Raw genomic sequence first — 17,613 nt, 5'->3', positions numbered from 1 at the left:
GTAACCATTGAACGTAGCAGATGCGCTATATCAGTTCAATTAAAATACACAGACCACTACTTAGACTAAAGGATAACAGCCCTACTTTTATAATGCTTCATCTAATTAGAACAAGCATAAAAAATATAAGCACTTGATTTAAAATAAAATAAAGTTAAGTTCATTTTCTTGCTGAGAAATTCAACTTGCAGGTTTAGCGTTAAATAACGCCATACACGACCTTTTGCCTATACATTCCTGAGTAAAAGCTGATCTACCCTGCTCCTTCACTATTCATTTGCTTTAACAAAAGCCGTATTAATAAATAAGCAACGAGTAACAGGAGGGACTATGTCAGTAACCCCAAAGGGTCACAATTCGGATCACAAAGATACATTGCACGACAATACCAACAGCTATCAAAACAACCATAAACCCAGCTCAGAGTTTAATACTCGCGACGAGTATCTCGAACATGAATTACAAATTATGCAGCCTAAGCGCTGGCGGCCTAATTTACCATTTAAAGACTACCGTTTTGAATTTGAAGACACAATTCCAGCCATGGCCGGCACCATTGGTAAAGTGGTTATGGTGGGGGCTATTGCCGCTACTTTTGCAGCGCCACTGGGTTTAAGCGATGCGTTTGTGTTAGAAAATGTACGCTATGAATTACTGATTGTTTCTATTTTTATTATTTTGTTTTCGGGCTTTATTTTACCCACGGCTAACTTAGCCGGTACTCACGGCCCACTTATTCCGTTAATCCCCATCGTTGTTGCCGCTGGCGGCCATCCTATGGCATTTGGCTTACTCATTGGTGCCTTTGGCTTTATTTTAGCAATAACCAAAGGAGGAAGTTTGCTCGCACGCTTAACCAGTAAAGGGGTATGCGGGGGCTTACTTATATACTTGGGCTTTATTGGTACTATTTCGCAAGTTAAAAAGCTGTTTGCATGGGCTGAGGCCATTGATATGGCGCACATTGCATTTATTGTTATTTTGGCAACCATTTTATTGTATGCGTTACTTGAGCATTTTAAAAAGCGCTGGCTAGCTGTGCCGCTTAGCTGCCTTATTGGCGGTGGAGTTGCCTTTGCACTCGGTGCGCCGTTTGAATTTAATACCGCGCCGGGCTTACCTAATATGAACCCAGCTTATTGGTGGGGCGAAAACACGGGTTGGATGCTTGGCCTACCAACACTTGAAAGCTTTGTGGTTGTGCTGCCGTTTGCGGTACTGGCTGTAGCTATGTGGTCGCCGGATTTTTTAGGACATCAAGTTTTTCAAAAAATTAGTTACCCGCAACGTACTGAAAAAGTACAAATGAACATAGACGACACCATGCTAAGTGCATCGGTTAGGCAAACCTTTGGTTCACTTGCTGGTGGCGCTAACTTTACCTCATCGTGGGGAACCTACATTGTCCCTGCCGCTATTGCTAAACGCCCTATACCGGCTGGCGCCATTTTAACAGCCGTATTTTGTATTATTGCGGGTTTATGGGGTTACCCAATGGATTTAGCCATTTGGCAACCTGTGCTGTGTGTTGCGCTTATTGTTGGTGTGTTTATTCCGCTGCTTGAGGCAGGTATGGAAATGACACGCGAAGGTAAAACAACGCAATCGGCCGCTATTGTTGTGTTTGCGTCAAGCTTGGTTAACCCTGCGTTTGGTTGGTCACTAACTATGCTGCTTGATAACTTAGGCTTAATTGGCTGTAAAGAGCGCAGTGCTAATTTAACTAAAATGAGCCGCTGGGTTATTCCGCTCATTATGTTTGTGGTTTTAACCACAGTAATGGCTATTGTTGGTATGCTGCCAGGCATACCTGCGCTAATGGCAGATTTTAGACACTAATAATTAGAAGAGTTAAACATAAAAAAGCGCGGCTTATATACTCAGCCGCGCTTTGTTTTCATATGTAATTAATTGCTTTTCGTTACTGCCAAGGGCGCTCAGCAGCAAGTTGTTTTTCAAACGTATCAATTTGTGGGTTTAGCGTTTCGGTCACACCAATAAAGTCTAAGCCACTTAATAAACGCTCTTTTACGTCTTTACGAATATCAAAACTAATTGGCGCAAATTTATCGCTTGTGAGTGTTTGGTTTTCAAGATCGATTTGAATGTTTATATCGTCGTGTTGCTCACTAAGTACAAACAATTGCTCAAGCGTATCCGCCGGTAGCGCAATGGCTAACATTTGGTTGTTGCCACAGTTATTAAAGAAAATATCGGCAAAGCTTTCTGCTAAAATTACTTCAAAACCATATTGCTTAAGTGCCCACGGCGCATGCTCGCGTGATGAGCCACACCCAAAGTTGTCGCGCGTTAATAATATTTGCGCGCCTTGGTAGCATGGGCGGTTTAAAATAAAATCAGGGTTTGGCTCGCCGTTTTCTAGGTAACGCCAATCGTAAAACAGTGCTGCATCAAAGCCATCACGGCTAGTTGATGTTAAAAACTGCTTTGGAATAATTTGGTCAGTATCTACATTGTTTTTATCAAGTGGGGCCATTAAGCCACTAAAAAATACGCTCATTAGGCTTCTCCTCTTATATCAACAAAGTGACCATGTATTGCAGCAGCTGCTGCCATTGCAGGGCTTACTAAGTGCGTACGCCCGCCACGGCCTTGGCGGCCTTCAAAGTTACGGTTAGACGTAGATGCACAGCGTTTTCCCGCTTCTAATCGGTCGTCGTTCATTGCTAAACACATTGAACAGCCCGGTTCGCGCCACTCAAAACCTGCCGCTTTAAAAATATCGGCTAAGCCTTCGTCTTCTGCTTGCTTTTTAACAAGGCCAGAACCCGGTACAATTAACGCTTCTATGCCAGCCACTACCTGTTTGCCTTCAACAATTTTTGCCGCGGCACGTAAATCTTCAATACGGCTATTAGTACACGAACCAATAAAGACCGTATCTACTTTTGCGCTTGATAATTTATCGCCCGCTTTTAAGTCCATGTATTTAAGAGCACTGCGTATAGCATCAGCTTTAATTAAATCAGGTTCTTGATCAGGGTCGGGTATGCATTCATCAACGCCAATTACTTGCTCTGGGCTGGTGCCCCACGTAATTTGTGGCTGAATGTCGTCGGCTTCAAGCTCAACACTTAAGTCAAACTCAGCGCCTTCATCTGTTTTTAAAGTTTCCCAATATTCAACTGCGGCATCAAAGTCAGCACCTTTTGGCGCAAATGGGCGACCTTTTAAGTAATCATAGGTAATTTGATCTGGTGCTATTAAACCTGCTTTTGCACCCATTTCAATACTCATGTTACATAGCGTCATACGGGCTTCCATTGAAAGTGCTTCAATGCCTTCACCACAAAATTCAGCAACATAGCCTGTACCACCAGCAGTACCTAATTTACCAATAACCGCCATAATTAAATCTTTAGAGGTGACAGTTGGGCGAAGCATACCGTTAATTTGAATTTTTAACGATTTTGCCTTTTTTTGCTGAAGCGTTTGCGTTGCTAATACGTGCTCAACCTCAGACGTACCAATACCGTGCGCTAGTGCGCCAAACGCGCCATGCGTAGAAGTATGGCTATCACCACATACAATGGTAGTGCCAGGCAAGGTAATACCTTGTTCAGGCCCCATTACATGCACTATGCCTTGGTTAATTGAATTTAGATCGTAAAGTACAATGCCAAACTCTTTACAGTTTGCATCTAGCGCCATTAACTGGTTTTTAGATACTTCGCTTGCGGCATCAAGTGATCGGCTTTTAGTCGATACGTTATGATCCATCGTTGCAAAGGTTTTTTCTGGGCAACGTACTTTACGGTTTTTTTCACGTAGGCCTGCAAAGGCCTGCGGTGATGTCACCTCATGCACTAAATGACGATCAATATAAAGTAAATCAGTTTGCTCGTTTATGCTGGCAACGGTATGTGCTTGCCAAATTTTGTCGTATAACGTTTGGGCCACTTGCTAATTCCCTACTTTGTTAAGTCGCAGCATAACGGTGCTGCGCCTTTAATAATTAAATACGTGAAACGATGGCGGCTGCCACATCGCTTGTGCTGTATCCACCGTGTGGGTAGATATCTGGCGTGCCAACGCCTGCTTCAACGGCTTCGGCTACGGCTTTTTCAATGGTGCGTGCTGCTTCGTCTTGCCCTAATGAGTAACGTAGCATAAGTGCGGCACTTAAAATTTGCGCAATAGGGTTTGCAACACCTTTGCCTGCAATATCAGGAGCGGAACCACCAGCAGGCTCGTACAAACCAAAGCCCGATTGATTTAAGCTGGCCGAAGGTAATAAGCCCATTGAGCCTGTGATCATTGCACACTCATCTGACAAAATATCACCAAATAAGTTATCGCAAAGTAACACGTCAAACTGGCTAGGCTGTTTAACTAGCTGCATAGCTGCGTTATCTACATAAATGTAGTCTAGGCTTACTTCTGGGTAGTCTTTGCTTACTTCGGTAACGACTTCACGCCATAATACGCTTGATGCAAGCACGTTTGCTTTATCAACCGAGGTTACGTGGTTACTACGTAATTTTGCCGCTTCAAAGGCAAAGCGGGCAATGCGTTCAATTTCTTTACGTGAGTAAGTTTGTGTATCAAATGCTGCTTCCTCAGCGCCTTGACCACTTCGGCCTTTTTCACCAAAGTAAATGCCGCCTGTAAGCTCGCGCACACACAAAATATCAAAGCCTTTTTCGCTAATATCTGCACGTAATGGCGATGCAGCGCTAAGTGCTGGTAAAAGTTGTGCTGGGCGTAAGTTACAAAACAAACCAAAGTGCTTACGAAGTGGTAAAAGCGATGCACGCTCAGGTTGCTCGTTAGGGGGTAGGTTTTCCCATTTTGGGCCACCTACTGAGCCAAATAAAATGGCATCGGCGTTTTCACACGCGCTTAGCGTTTTTGGTGGTAATGCTTCACCAAATTCGTCAATAGCTGCGCCACCAATGGCATGATGCTGACGGTTCAGGGTAAAACCAAACTTATTGCTTACAGCATCAAGCACTTGCTCTGCTGCTGCCATTACTTCTGGGCCAATACCGTCGCCTGCTAATACGGCAACGCTGTAGTTTGTTTTACTCATCCTGCTTTCCTTTGTTGTTTTAAATCAGACACTTTTTGTGCACGATAAATTAAGTTGTAAACACGGATCATGGCGCGTACCGATGCCTCTACCACATCCGCAGCAATACCCGCACCGTGATAAGGGCGGCCATCATATTTAGCAATAATGTTTACTTGACCAAGCGAGCTAGCGCCTTGGCCAGTGGCTTCTAAGTTGTATTCAATCATTTCAACGCTCATACCTGTTAAGCGCTCAATAGCCGCAAATGAGGCTTCAACAGGGCCATTACCTGTGGCTGCTTCTTGTTTTGCTTCGCCATCAATTAACATTCCAATAGTAGAGCTGGCTACCGACTGTGAGTTAGACGCTGAGTTTACAAACTCTAACTGGTATTTTTCGTCTTTGTCGTTAATTTGATTAAAGTAAATCATGGCTTCAAGGTCGTAATCGTATACGGTACCTTTTTGATCAGCTAACGCTAAAAAGCTCTCGTATAAGCTGTCCATGTCGTAATCAGCTTTTTGGTAACCTAACTCTTCTAAGCGATGCTCAATAACATGACGACCCGAACGCGAAGTCATATTTAATTGGTTATTTGGCACACCGACGCTTTCTGGCGACATAATCTCATAAGTATTTTGCGCTTTTAATACGCCATCTTGGTGAATGCCCGAGCTATGTGCAAAGGCGTTTTCGCCCACAATGGCTTTATTTGGCTGTACCGGCATATTACATATTTTTGCCACTTGGCGAGATGCGCGATAAATTTCTTCGCTTTTAATATCGGTGTGTACGTTTAAGTGGTCTTTGCGCATTTTCATGATCATCGCCACTTCTTCTAACGAACAGTTACCCGCACGCTCACCAATACCATTTATTGTACATTCAATTTGACGAGCACCCGCTTGTACCGCAGCTACCGAGTTAGCCACAGCTAAACCTAAATCGTTGTGGCAATGCACACTTAAACGCGCTTTATCAATATTTGGGACGTTATTCATTAAATGATGGATCATTGCGGCGTATTCGTCTGGCGTTACAAAGCCAACGGTATCGGGTAAATTAATAGTTGAAGCACCCGCATTAATTGCCTGCTCAACAATTTTACATAAATCCCAATGCGGCGTACGCCCTGCATCTTCACACGAAAACTCAACATCATCTGTGTAGTTACGCGCTAATTTAATTGATTTAACCGCCATGGCCGTTGCATCGTCTAGGCTCATACGTAATTTGTGTTCAAGGTGCAAAGGACTTGTGGCAATAAAAGTATGAATACGGCTTTGCTGTGCTGTGCGAAGCGCCTCACCACAGGCTTCAATATCTTTTGCTACTGAACGTGCTAAACCACAAATAATAGGGCCTTTAACCTCGGTTGCAATACGTTGCACCGAGCGAAAATCAGCGGGGCTCGAAACTGGAAAACCCACTTCCATCACATCCACGTTCAAGCGGCTAATAGTATGCGCTAGTTGAATTTTATCGTCTTCAGTAAGGCTTGCTTTTAGTGCCTGCTCGCCATCACGTAAGGTGGTATCAAAAATCCATACTTTATCTTTGTCTTGCATAACTGCCCCTCATTCCTCGATTACCCAAATTTCAATTTATCCCAGCCGCGAGATAATAAAAAACCCCGCAATTGCGGGGTTTTTAGTGCTTAACTCGATGCAAACACACTAATCCCCGCTCACTGACCATAGCAGTAAGAGGTTAAGTTTTAGTGTAATTAAACGAATATTTTGCATCTTGTTTCTTGTGTGTGTGTTCAGTGAGGCCTATTTTTATCATTACAGCGCAGTGGGTGCAAGCATAAATATTCCAAACTAAGGAATAAAAACCCCACATTAAAGAAATTTATATACCTAAAAATAGCACATTAAGGTTTTATAAATCACACAACTGCACTTTTTAGCTTAAATTAATGTGTTGAGTAAACTTGCGTGCTTAGATTAACTTATTGCTAATTTTTTAAGCTAAACCTGATTATTTGTTTCACGAATATAATGCCCTGCACCGCGGGTGATATAACGCAGCTGCCAAATAACACGCTCAATTAATTCATCACGTTGCTGACCTTCAATGTCGAGTGCTTCAGCACCGGCATTAAATACCAGCGTAACCATGGCTTCGGCCTGAATATAAGCGTGGATTGAATCACACTTGGTTTCGCTTTCTAAATAATGCGCAAGTTCTAAAATAAAGTGTTTTACTTCGCGTGCTACAGCGGCTCTAAAGGCTTTTGAGGTGCCAGAACGCTCGCGCAGCAGTAATCTAAATTGGTTGCTTGAGTTATCAATAAACTCCATAAAGGTAACAACCGAGGTATTTATTACGCTACCACCACTGGCTATTCGTCTGCGAGCTTGGCGCATAAGCTGACGAAGGGTTAAGCCGGCTTCGTCGACCATGGTTAAACCTAGCTCGTTCATGTCTTTAAAGTGACGATAAAAAGAGGTGGGGGCAATACCTGCTTCGCGGGCAACTTCGCGTAAGCTTAAATTAGAAAAACTATGATCAGCACTTAGCTGATTAAATGCCGCCTCAATTAAGGCTTGTCGTGTTTTTTGTTTCTGTTGTGCTCTAACACCCGACATCCACAGCTCCCTGAGTAATTTTATATGAAGTTTTAATGATAATTAGCCGAATTGTCTAGTCTAATACTTGACGCCAAGAGATTGAAACACTATTTTAGCTTACAGTTGTACGCTGAGAGTAAAGACGATGAATAAACCACCGATTATTTGGACAAACGTCCTATTTTTTAGCCTAACCTTTTTGGCGGCTGTCACCCTTGTACCTTGGTACGGCATTAGTTACGGATTTACCAGCGCGCATTGGATTGCATTTGTAGGCTGTATGTTTTACGCAGGCCTATCTATTACTGCCGGATACCACCGATTATGGGCGCATAAAGCCTATAACGTTCACCCTGCGATAGAATTTATTTTTGCACTTGGTGGCGCATTTGCTTTGCAAAACAGTGCGTTGCACTGGAGTAGCGATCACCGTATACACCACGGTCAAGTAGATGACCCAGTAAAAGATCCTTACGCCGCAACTAACGGTTTTTGGTACAGCCACATTGGCTGGATGCTACGTGATTACCAGGGCGATAGTTATAACGATTACAGTAATTGCCGTGATTTACAGCGCAACAAAATTGTTATGTGGCAACATAAGCACTACCTAAAGTTAGTTATTGCGATGAATGTTGGCCTACCGCTTGTACTTGGTTTATTGGTAGGTGATGTGTGGGGCATGCTACTCCTTGCCGGTTTACTGCGTTTAGTATTGAGCCAACACTTTACCTTTTTTATTAATTCATTGGCTCATATTTGGGGTTCACGCCCATACACTGAAAAAAATACCGCGCGCGATAATGGCTTTTTAGCGTTATTTACTTATGGCGAGGGTTACCATAACTTTCATCATATTTTTGCAAGCGACTACCGTAACGGCATTAAGTGGTTTCATTACGATCCAACTAAATGGATGATTCGCTCTTTAGCAGCGCTCGGTTTAGCCAGTAAATTAAAGCGCACTCCAGTTGAGCGCATAGAAAAAGCCAAAGCCGAAACGCTAATGAGTAAAACGCAAACGCGCCTTTCAAAATTGCCTTTAGCGCAAGATAAGCTTACATTATTACAACAAGAGTACGATTTACTGCTGAAAAAACTGCAAAATTACTGTTCACTACAAAAACAAGTGTTAGAAGCTAAAAAAAATAACATGGCAAAGCAGTGTGAACAGTCAGCATTAATGACACAATACCATGAGCTGGAAGCCGCCTGGGAAAATCAAAAACAGGCATGGCTAGCACTTAATGCGAGGTTATTAAAAGCCTCTTTTAATTAATTAGGAGTGGCTGTGGCCAAACAACCAGAACAAAAAAAAGCACCTGTAGTTTACCAATATGACGCAATAATTATTGGTACGGGCCCTGGCGGTGAAGGCACCGCCATGAACCTATCTAAAAACGATAAAAAAGTAGCGGTAATTGAACGCCAACAAGCTGTTGGCGGTGGCTGCGTACATTGGGGGACAATTCCTTCAAAAGCATTACGCCACTCGGTTAGCCGGTATATTGAATACAAAGCTAACCCATTATTTAATGTTGGCGAGCGCCCTAGTCGCTTAACATTTCCTGATATTTTAAGCCATGCAAGTTCTGTTATTTCTAAGCAGTCAAACTTACGTAGCAGCTTTTACGACCGTAATCGTATTCATATGTACCAAGGCGATGCGAGTTTTGTAGATAAACACACGGTTGAGATTAAGCGCCTTGATGGCTCAGCAGAGCGTATAACAGCAAAAACGATTGTGATTGCTACCGGCTCGCGCCCATATCGCCCACCTGAGGTAGACTTTAGCCATTCACGTATTTACGACAGCGACACTATTTTAGGCCTAGAGCACGACCCACAACGCGTACTTATATATGGTGCCGGTGTTATTGGCTGTGAATACGCTTCAATATTTAAAGGCTTAGGCGCGAAGGTAGATTTAGTAAATACCCGCGACCGCTTATTGGCCTTTATGGATGCAGAAATCTCTGACGCGCTTAGCTACCACTTTTGGAATAGCGGTATTGTTATTCGCCATAACGAAGAGTTTGATCGTGTAGAAACACGGGACGATTGTGTTGTTATGCATTTAAAATCGGGCAAGCGTGTAAAAGCCGACTGTATTTTATTTGCTAACGGCCGCACAGGTAATACCGATACACTAAACCTTGAAGCTATTGGCTTAAAAGCCGATGGTCGAGGCCAGCTTAAAGTCAACGAAATGTACCAAACTGAGGTAGACAACGTTTACGCAGTAGGTGATGTTATTGGCTATCCGAGCTTAGCTAGTGCAGCGTTTGATCAGGGCCGTATAGCTGCCGATGCGATTGCCTGCGGTAATTGCGAAGATAAGCTGATTATAGATATTCCAGCAGGTATTTATACCATTCCTGAAATGAGCTCAGTAGGTAAAACAGAGCAACAGCTAACCGCTGCAAAGGTACCGTATGAAGTGGGCCGTGCACAGTTTAAGCACTTGGCTCGTGCGCAAATTGCGGGCACAGAAGTTGGTAGTTTAAAAATACTGTTCCACAGTGAAACCAAAGAAGTACTTGGCGTGCATTGCTTTGGCGAACGTGCCTCGGAAATTGTTCACATTGGCCAAGCCATTATGGAGCAAAAAGGCGCTGGCAATACAGTTGATTACTTTGTAAATACCACATTTAACTACCCAACTATGGCAGAAGCCTACCGAGTTGCGGCGTTAAATGGATTAAATAGGTTATTTACTTAATCCAATTACTACACAGCAAAAAGCCCGCTAATTAGCGGGCTTTTTAGTAGCTATTAATACCACTGCTGTTATTTGTGGTATTGCGCGCTTAGCTCATGTACTGCGTTAATAAATACACCGGCGTTTTCTGGGTCTACATCTGGTGTAATGCCGTGGCCTAGGTTAAATACGTGGCCATTTCCTGTGCCAAAATCTTCTAAAATAGTGCCTACTTCCTGGCGGATACGATCAGGCGTACCGTGAAGCATTGACGGGTCCATATTACCTTGCAATGCAACTTTATCGCCTACACGACGCTTAGCGTCGCCAATATTAATAGTCCAATCAAGACCTACTGCATCACAGCCTGTGGCTGCAATTGCTTCAATCCACTGGCCACCATTTTTGGTAAATAGCGTTACCGGCACTTTACGACCGTCGTATTCGCGAATTAAACCATCAACAATTTTATGCATGTATTGCAGTGAGAACTCGTTGTAATCGCGCGGGCTTAATACGCCGCCCCATGAGTCAAATACCATTAGTGATTGAGCACCGGCTTTTACTTGCGCGTTTAAATAATCAATAACCGAATCAGCGAGTTTATCGAGTAATAAATGCAGTGTTTGCGGCTCTGCAAACGCCATTTTTTTAATTTTACCAAATACTTTACTGCTGCCACCTTCAACCATGTAAGTTGCTAGTGTCCATGGTGAACCCGAAAAACCAATAAGTGGTACTTCGCCCTTTAACTCACGGCGAATTGTGCTTACTGCGTTCATTACATAGCCAAGCTCGTCAGTTGGGTCTAGCTTTGGAATTTTTTTAACATCAGCAAGTGACGAGATAGGGTTTTCGAACTTAGGGCCTTCACCGGTTTCAAAGTACAAACCTAAACCCATTGCATCGGGAATCGTTAAAATGTCGCTAAATAAAATAGCAGCATCTAATGGGTAGCGACGAAGGGGTTGTAGTGTTACTTCACATGCTAGCTCAGCATTACGGCACAGGCTCATAAAATCGCCCGCTTGTGCACGTGTAGCACGGTACTCTGGTAAATAGCGTCCTGCTTGGCGCATCATCCATACCGGTGTTACATCAACGGGTTGTTTTGCAAGTGCACGTAAATAACGGTCATTTTTTAATTCGCTCATAGCTTAATAATCCTGAGGCTTATAGAAATTGTTCAAGATTGTACCATCATATTCTTCGGCTCTCTATCGCTATGCTTGTAAAACATGTGTTATAGCTAACCGGCCCTACTTTGTTGCTTATTTAGTCACGTTTGTGCACTAAATAATCAAAAAGAACTAACAATAAAAACTTTTTGTTAATATGTTTGCAACATTACAAAAACCTTGGTATTGTTTGTCCCGCGTTAACAAGAACAATAATAAAAATCTTAAACAACAATAACAAAAATATTTATAATAAAAATAACAAAAATCTTCTATAACAATAAGAAAGCTTGTATTAACAGGCCAAAACAAGAAATTAAGCCACCTTAACCGGTGGTTTTTTCTTGCCTGCAATAAAATAATAAATTACCTACAATAAATACACGTATACCCCAGCTCATACCTTTTACTTGTTGATATACACTTAAATAAAATATATCTTGATGTATAAGAAGATTTAAATTTAACCATAAAAGTGACCCAGCTTAGGAGAACAGTAATGCTGACGCGCGTAGAGAAAGCTCAACAAAAATGGGGTGGTAGCCATACTGTCATTGATAAATGGTTAAACGAGCGCCAAGAATTAATCGTACTTTATTGTAAAATGGCTGGGTTTTCGCCATACGATAAAAAAGATCACGCCTTACCAGAGCCAGAGCAGATTCAATCATTTTGCCAAATTTTAATGGATTACTTATCTGCCGGCCATTTTGAAGTGTACGATGACATTGCTAAAGCCTGTGAGAGCAAGGGCCTTGAAAGCCAACAGCTGGCAAATACAATTTACCCGCGCATTTCAAGCACAACAGATATTGCTTTAGATTTTAACGATAAATACGCAGAAGTAGATAAAGAGGACTTATTAGCAGAGTTTGATAATGATTTGTCGGTACTTGGCGAAACGTTAGAAGCGCGTTTTGAACTAGAAGATGAGCTAATAGATAATTTGTTTTCTAACCACACAGATTAATAAAATAGCCTACAAAAAAGGGACCGTTATGGTCCCTTTTTGCGTTATAAGTTACTGCTTATTGCGCTGGTGCTTCGTCATCTTGTATTTCAAGTAGTTCCACTTCAAAAACAAGCGTTGAGTTAGCTGGAATTTTACCTAGGTCACGATCGCCGTAAGCAAGTTCAGAAGGAATAGTAAACTTATACTTAGACCCTACAGACATAAGCTGTAAACCTTCAGTCCAACCCGCAATTACACGGTTAAGAGGGAACGTAGTTGGCTCGTTACGCGCATAAGAGCTATCAAACTCAGTGCCATCTAATAAAGTACCTTTGTAATGTACTTTAACTACATCTGTTGCTTCAGGCTTTTCGCCTTCCCCTTCGCTAAGTACTTCGTACTGTAAGCCTGACTCAGTGACTGTTACGCCTTCTTTTTTAGCATTTTCTTCTAGGTATTTTTTACCTGCTTCTTTGCTTTTTTCAGACTCAACTTTAGCTTTAGCTTCTTGCTTTGCACGCACTGAAGTATCTAATTCAGTAAGTACTTCACGGATTTTTTCTTCATCGATTTTTGCATTACCAGCAAGCGCGTCTTCAAAACCACGAATTAACAGTGCTTGGTCTAGCTCAATACCAATCTCTGATTTATCAGCTAGGTCTTTATTTAAAAAGTTACCCACTGATGCACCAATACCGTATGCTTGTTGCTGCTCTACAGTGTCTAATTTAACTTCAGCTTGTTCTTGTTTTGCTTCTTGATTACAAGCTGTAAGCGCTAAAACCGACGCTGCAATCAATGACAATCTAATCGTCTTTTTCATTTTAAATCTCCGACACACTTTGCAGTTGTCATTTATTGTATTATTACTAGTTAAAGATTAACGGCCTACATGATAGGCTGCTTGTTTAATAACTAACTAAATTAAAACCTAACCTATTATAGTGATTAGACAAACACCCTAGGCCTTCAACGTGACCTAGTCTAACCTCTCAGTCACTAAGAGTTAAGAGGAAATACCTGTAATATGTCGATATTTCGTACTTTTTTAATCGCTTTTAGCTGTTTATTAGCCCTAGCTTGTAGCGATCAAAAACAGCAAGCTGCACAACGCTTTGAACACGCAGCACAGGGTGCGTTTTCCTCGGCAGTATCTAACGATGGTAAATACAGCTTAGTCTCCTCCATTCACCATGGGGTCGCCCTGTGGGATAATCAACAGCAGGTGCTAAAATATCAATGGTTTCAACAACAATCACAAGAAAGCCTAGTGTATGCTGTGGCTATTGCCTTTGATAATAGCGTGGCCGTTACCGCAGAAAAAACCACCTTTGCCGTGTGGGATATTAACAGCGGCGAAAACCGTGGCTATTATAAAATTCAACAAGCCACTATTCGCGATATTGCGATAAGCAACCAAGGCCGCAGTGTTTTATACGGCAGAAGCGACGGTGTAGTGGTCTTTTTAAACCTAGAAACCGGACGCCGCATTGAGTTTTTAGGCCACCAAGACAAAGTAAACACCGTTGATTTATCACCTAACGGGCGCTATGCCCTAAGCGGCTCGAACGATTACGTTGCCTATTTTTGGGATACACGCACAGGACAAGTAATTCATCGCTTTAATCACCCTACGCGAGTTACCCAAGTAACTCTAGACCCACAGGGTCGCTACGCATTTACCGCAGATAGTATGAAGCAAGCACATGTATGGAAGCTGACTACAGGTGATCTTGTGAGTAAACTGGCGTATATTGCGCGTCAGAAAATTTTTACTGCGGTACGCTTTAATGAACAAGGCACATTGCTAGCAACGGGCTCGCCCAATAAGCGCGTTGATTTATGGCAGCTGCCCAGCGGCGAGAAAATTCAAACTTGGCAAGTCACACCACGTAAAGGCAGTAAGCCTAAATCGGCTGTGGTGCTAGATGTAACGTTTATAGATAACGGCAAGTCGTTATTAACCGAGAGCTCGAGCGGAATTGCAGAGCACTTTACAATACGAGAAGCAAATGAACACAATTGAACATCGTTTAATGGAGCTTGAGGCAAAAGTTGCTTTTCAAGACGAAACAATAGAAATATTAAATGACGAGCTAAAAGCACACCAACAGCAGCTTGCAAAAATGAAGCGCCAAACTGAGCTACTAGCAGAAAAGCTTAAAGAAGCACAGCAGCCATCGCTAATGTCACAAATGCAAGAGCCACCTCCACCACATTACTAAAATAAAAACCGGGTTAATCGCCCGGTTTAAATACACCAATAACTTGTTCAAATTGGCGAGTAGATGCCTGAACTGCGTTATCTGGCTGCGCCATTTTGTGGCCGCACTCTACGCACTCTACTTTTTCAACATCATGTTCTCTGTATAGCATCATGGTATCCATGGCTTTACATTCAGGGCACGATGCACCAGCAATAAATCGCTTCTTTTGTCTCACAACATTTTTCCTGTGGTTTGAACTGCACATATTTTATCGTATAACTTCCTAGGTTGATACGCTTGATAAGAGCAATACGTTCTATGGTATGATAGCGCCAACTTAACAAGGGCACAGTAAAGTAACGTATTCATGATCCAAATTTCAGAAATAGAACTACTTCGTGGCGGAAAAGCCTTATTAAAAAATGCATCGGCTACTTTATTTCCACAACACAAAGTAGGTCTTGTAGGCGCTAATGGCTGTGGTAAATCTACGTTATTTAGTTTATTAAAGTCTGAGCTACAGTTGGATGCCGGTGATTGCAGTATTCCTAAAGATTGGTCTATTGCCTCTGTAAAACAAGAAACTCCCGCCCTTGAAATAAGCGCCATTGATTATGTACTGCAAGGCCACCCAGAATACTACGCACTGCGTATTGCACTGCGTGAAGCTGAGCAAACCAACGATGGTGACACCCAAGCCAAAGTACATATTCAGCTTGAAAATATTAAAGGCTACAGCATAGAGTCAAAAGCGGGCGAATTGCTGCACGGCCTAGGCTTTGCTAATCACCAAATAGAAAACCCAGTAAGCGCCTTTTCGGGTGGTTGGCGTATGCGCTTAAACCTAGCTCAAGCACTTATTCGCGATGCCGATTTACTGCTACTCGATGAACCAACAAACCACCTCGATTTAGACGCAGTGTATTGGCTTGAGCGTTTTTTACGCGCCTATACAGGTACACTAGTACTTATATCTCATGACCGCGAGTTTTTAGACGCCGTGGTTGATCAAATTTGGCATGCCGATAAACAGCTCATTAATGTGTACAAAGGTAACTACTCACAGTTTGAGCGCCAAAAAGCAGAGCGCTTGTTACAACAGCAAGCTATGTTTGAAAAACAACAAGAGCAAATTGCCCACCTTGAGCAGTTTATAACTCGCTTTAAAGCCAAAGCCAGTAAGGCTAAACAAGCACAAAGCCGTGTAAAAGCGCTTGAGCGTATGGAAAAACTAGCGCCAGCCCATGCCGACTCACCGTTTGACTTTGAATTTGCCGAGCCAACAGCCCTGCCTAACCCGCTAATGACCCTAGATAAAGCAAAAGCAGGTTATGGCGATGTCACTATTTTAAATAATATCGCGCTAAACCTAGTCCCTGGTAGCCGCATTGCATTACTAGGTCGTAATGGCGCGGGTAAATCAACACTTATAAAACTTTTGGCCGGCGAGCTTGAGCCACAAGCTGGCAAAGTGGTGCAGCACCATGGTTTAAACATTGGTTACTTTGCGCAGCACCAACTTGAATCGCTAGATTTAAAAGCCAGTGCAGTGACTCATATTCAACGCTTAAACCCTCAGGCCACAGAGCAATCGCTACGTGACTTTTTAGGTGGCTTTGCCTTTGTTGGCGATAAAGCACTTGAGCCGGTGGCGCCGTTTTCGGGCGGTGAAAAAGCCCGCTTAGTGCTTGCCATGCTAGTATATCAAAAGCCTAACTTACTACTGCTTGATGAGCCAACTAACCACCTTGATTTAGAAATGCGCCACGCGCTAGTGATGGCACTGCAAGGCTTTGAAGGCGCCATGGTTACCGTATCGCACGACCGCCATATGCTCAAAAACACCGCTGATGAATTTTATTTAGTCGATGATGGCAAGGTGACTCAGTTTGGTTACGACTTAGACGCCTATTACCAGTGGCTACTTAACGCAAATAAAGAAGCCGCAAAAAGCGAGCTGTCAGACCAGCCTAAAGCGAATTCTGGCATTAACCGTAAAGAGCAAAAACGTTTAGAGGCCGAGTTTAGAAAAACCATTCAACCGCTTAAAAAGCAAATTGAAAAGCTTGAAAAGCAACTAGACAAATACTCTTCAGAGCTTAGCGAGGTCGAAGTCGCTCTTGGTGATAACACACTCTACAACGACGATAATAAAGCCCAGCTAAAAGAGTTAATTGCTAAGCAAGCCACGCTTACCCCTAAAGTAAACGACACCGAAGAAGCGCTCCTAATGGCGCTTGAAGAGATGGAAGAAAAAGAACAGGCCTTTGCTGATGAACTTGCTCAATAGCGATGACTTTTGGCAATTTGCGTGCGCTTTGTACGCAAAGCCTGGGCAACAACAAACCTTGCTGACTCTTCAAAACCAGCAAGGTAAAAACGTAAATCTGTGCTTATTTTTATTGTACTTAGATTCACTTAAGCTAAGCATTAACACCGAGCAACTCAGTGCGTTAATAGAATCAATTGACGAATTTGATACACAGGCACTTAAGCCTCTGCGTGCTACTCGAAAGTATTTAAAAGCCAACCAGCATACTATTAGCGACTATACAAAAATACGTGAAGAGTTACTAAGCGCAGAGCTAAAGCTTGAAAAGCAGCAACAGCAAATACTTGTTGATACAGCGAATAAACTTAGCTTTTTAGAAGCTGTAAAGCCAAACAATATTGAGCTGTATGTGAAAGCCACTTAGGCTGTCAGTTTTTATACCCTCTTCTAATGCCCATTCTCTTCTCTTAGTGCAAAAAACCTTTAAGTAATTTACTCACAAAGAGAACTAGAGACGCTGCGCTTTTAGAAAAAATAAAGGCCAAGCTAATATCGCTAAAAATATGAGTCTAGCCTCTGCTGGCTCGTGGCTACCTTTCTCATTTACTCCTCATTCTCTTCTCTTTGGGCAAAAACACCGATTATCACTCTTAGTCTCAATTAGAAGAAGAAGCTATGTCCAATAAGATCAT

General features: G+C 42.6%; 16 protein-coding genes. 8 read left to right on the top strand and 8 right to left on the bottom strand.

From position 1 onward, the window contains the following. Positions 1 to 330 precede the first annotated feature (330 nt). Entirely contained in the window at positions 331 to 1,839 is a 1,509-nt protein-coding gene (locus CWC17_RS09030; RefSeq protein WP_055019719.1) for a DUF3360 family protein, read from the top strand. Between the two features lie 82 nt (positions 1,840 to 1,921). Here the strand turns inward: CWC17_RS09030 and leuD are convergent, their stop codons facing one another. The 5 genes from leuD to fabR form a co-directional block, all read right to left on the bottom strand. After that, on the bottom strand, positions 1,922 to 2,521 hold the full coding sequence (gene leuD / locus CWC17_RS09025) for a 3-isopropylmalate dehydratase small subunit (protein ID WP_096042466.1): 600 nt from the start codon (positions 2,519 to 2,521) through the stop codon (positions 1,922 to 1,924). Next, the gene (leuC, locus tag CWC17_RS09020) at positions 2,521 to 3,921 is read right to left on the bottom strand and encodes a 3-isopropylmalate dehydratase large subunit (RefSeq protein ID WP_138612655.1); all 1,401 of its coding nucleotides are present in this window, start codon (positions 3,919 to 3,921) and stop codon (positions 2,521 to 2,523) included. The genes leuD and leuC overlap by 1 nt, the downstream gene beginning before the upstream one ends. A gap of 55 nt (positions 3,922 to 3,976) precedes the next feature. Continuing rightward, entirely contained in the window at positions 3,977 to 5,053 is a 1,077-nt protein-coding gene (gene leuB / locus CWC17_RS09015) for a 3-isopropylmalate dehydrogenase (protein ID WP_138612654.1), read from the bottom strand. Further along, complete coding sequence (leuA, locus tag CWC17_RS09010; RefSeq protein ID WP_055015492.1) at positions 5,050 to 6,603, bottom strand: 2-isopropylmalate synthase; 1,554 nt, start codon at positions 6,601 to 6,603, stop codon at positions 5,050 to 5,052. Before leuA ends, leuB begins: the two co-directional genes overlap by 4 nt. Before the next feature lie 405 nt (positions 6,604 to 7,008). Beyond that, a complete protein-coding gene (fabR, locus tag CWC17_RS09005; RefSeq protein ID WP_055015493.1) occupies positions 7,009 to 7,629 on the bottom strand; it encodes an HTH-type transcriptional repressor FabR in 621 nt (206 codons plus the stop codon). Between the two features lie 127 nt (positions 7,630 to 7,756). Between fabR and CWC17_RS09000 the strand changes: the two genes are divergently transcribed. Both CWC17_RS09000 and sthA read left to right on the top strand, forming a co-directional pair. Continuing rightward, on the top strand, positions 7,757 to 8,890 hold the full coding sequence (locus CWC17_RS09000; RefSeq protein WP_054983308.1) for an acyl-CoA desaturase: 1,134 nt from the start codon (positions 7,757 to 7,759) through the stop codon (positions 8,888 to 8,890). Between the two features lie 12 nt (positions 8,891 to 8,902). Further along, entirely contained in the window at positions 8,903 to 10,333 is a 1,431-nt protein-coding gene (gene sthA, locus CWC17_RS08995; RefSeq protein WP_055015495.1) for a Si-specific NAD(P)(+) transhydrogenase, read from the top strand. Positions 10,334 to 10,401: 68 nt separating this feature from the next. On the opposite strand, the gene hemE is transcribed toward sthA, so the two are convergent. Beyond that, the gene (hemE, locus tag CWC17_RS08990; protein WP_055015496.1) at positions 10,402 to 11,466 is read right to left on the bottom strand and encodes a uroporphyrinogen decarboxylase; all 1,065 of its coding nucleotides are present in this window, start codon (positions 11,464 to 11,466) and stop codon (positions 10,402 to 10,404) included. 523 nt (positions 11,467 to 11,989) lie between these two features. On the opposite strand from hemE, the gene CWC17_RS08985 reads away from it, so the two are divergent. Further along, on the top strand, positions 11,990 to 12,460 hold the full coding sequence (locus CWC17_RS08985; protein WP_055015497.1) for an Rsd/AlgQ family anti-sigma factor: 471 nt from the start codon (positions 11,990 to 11,992) through the stop codon (positions 12,458 to 12,460). Between the two features lie 58 nt (positions 12,461 to 12,518). On the opposite strand, the gene fkpA is transcribed toward CWC17_RS08985, so the two are convergent. After that, positions 12,519 to 13,265, bottom strand: coding sequence for an FKBP-type peptidyl-prolyl cis-trans isomerase (fkpA, locus tag CWC17_RS08980; protein ID WP_138612653.1), 747 nt, complete (start codon positions 13,263 to 13,265; stop codon positions 12,519 to 12,521). Positions 13,266 to 13,469: 204 nt separating this feature from the next. Between fkpA and CWC17_RS08975 the strand changes: the two genes are divergently transcribed. Further along, positions 13,470 to 14,468, top strand: a complete 999-nt coding sequence (locus CWC17_RS08975; protein WP_055017991.1) for a WD40 repeat domain-containing protein — start codon at positions 13,470 to 13,472, stop codon at positions 14,466 to 14,468. Continuing rightward, a complete protein-coding gene (locus CWC17_RS08970; RefSeq protein ID WP_055015500.1) occupies positions 14,455 to 14,667 on the top strand; it encodes a SlyX family protein in 213 nt (70 codons plus the stop codon). Before CWC17_RS08975 ends, CWC17_RS08970 begins: the two co-directional genes overlap by 14 nt. Positions 14,668 to 14,680: 13 nt before the next feature. Here the strand turns inward: CWC17_RS08970 and CWC17_RS08965 are convergent, their stop codons facing one another. Next, the gene (locus tag CWC17_RS08965) at positions 14,681 to 14,884 is read right to left on the bottom strand and encodes a YheV family putative zinc ribbon protein (protein ID WP_004589620.1); all 204 of its coding nucleotides are present in this window, start codon (positions 14,882 to 14,884) and stop codon (positions 14,681 to 14,683) included. Between the two features lie 132 nt (positions 14,885 to 15,016). On the opposite strand from CWC17_RS08965, the gene CWC17_RS08960 reads away from it, so the two are divergent. Then, positions 15,017 to 16,939, top strand: coding sequence for an ATP-binding cassette domain-containing protein (locus CWC17_RS08960; protein ID WP_138612652.1), 1,923 nt, complete (start codon positions 15,017 to 15,019; stop codon positions 16,937 to 16,939). Then, positions 16,923 to 17,345: a TIGR02444 family protein gene (locus tag CWC17_RS08955; RefSeq protein ID WP_138612651.1), complete on the top strand. Its 423-nt coding sequence runs from the start codon at positions 16,923 to 16,925 to the stop codon at positions 17,343 to 17,345. Before CWC17_RS08960 ends, CWC17_RS08955 begins: the two co-directional genes overlap by 17 nt. The last annotated feature ends 268 nt before the right edge of the window (positions 17,346 to 17,613 follow it).

Source organism: Pseudoalteromonas sp. S3785, assembly GCF_005887365.1.
Classification (GTDB): domain Bacteria; phylum Pseudomonadota; class Gammaproteobacteria; order Enterobacterales; family Alteromonadaceae; genus Pseudoalteromonas.
This window is presented reverse-complemented; position numbering and strand designations above follow the sequence as displayed.

Excerpts from the sequence above, each read along its gene's own strand:
- CWC17_RS09030 (WP_055019719.1), top strand. The coding sequence starts at position 331 with ATGTCAGTAACCCCAAAGGGTCACAATTCGGATCACAAAGATACATTG.
- fabR (WP_055015493.1), bottom strand. The coding sequence starts at position 7,629 with ATGTCGGGTGTTAGAGCACAACAGAAACAAAAAACACGACAAGCCTTA.
- fkpA (WP_138612653.1), bottom strand. The coding sequence starts at position 13,265 with ATGAAAAAGACGATTAGATTGTCATTGATTGCAGCGTCGGTTTTAGCG.
- leuD (WP_096042466.1), bottom strand. The coding sequence starts at position 2,521 with ATGAGCGTATTTTTTAGTGGCTTAATGGCCCCACTTGATAAAAACAAT.
- leuB (WP_138612654.1), bottom strand. The coding sequence starts at position 5,053 with ATGAGTAAAACAAACTACAGCGTTGCCGTATTAGCAGGCGACGGTATT.
- hemE (WP_055015496.1), bottom strand. The coding sequence starts at position 11,466 with ATGAGCGAATTAAAAAATGACCGTTATTTACGTGCACTTGCAAAACAA.
- CWC17_RS08970 (WP_055015500.1), top strand. The coding sequence starts at position 14,455 with ATGAACACAATTGAACATCGTTTAATGGAGCTTGAGGCAAAAGTTGCT.
- leuA (WP_055015492.1), bottom strand. The coding sequence starts at position 6,603 with ATGCAAGACAAAGATAAAGTATGGATTTTTGATACCACCTTACGTGAT.
- CWC17_RS08960 (WP_138612652.1), top strand. The coding sequence starts at position 15,017 with ATGATCCAAATTTCAGAAATAGAACTACTTCGTGGCGGAAAAGCCTTA.
- CWC17_RS08985 (WP_055015497.1), top strand. The coding sequence starts at position 11,990 with ATGCTGACGCGCGTAGAGAAAGCTCAACAAAAATGGGGTGGTAGCCAT.
- CWC17_RS08955 (WP_138612651.1), top strand. The coding sequence starts at position 16,923 with ATGAACTTGCTCAATAGCGATGACTTTTGGCAATTTGCGTGCGCTTTG.
- CWC17_RS08975 (WP_055017991.1), top strand. The coding sequence starts at position 13,470 with ATGTCGATATTTCGTACTTTTTTAATCGCTTTTAGCTGTTTATTAGCC.
- CWC17_RS09000 (WP_054983308.1), top strand. The coding sequence starts at position 7,757 with ATGAATAAACCACCGATTATTTGGACAAACGTCCTATTTTTTAGCCTA.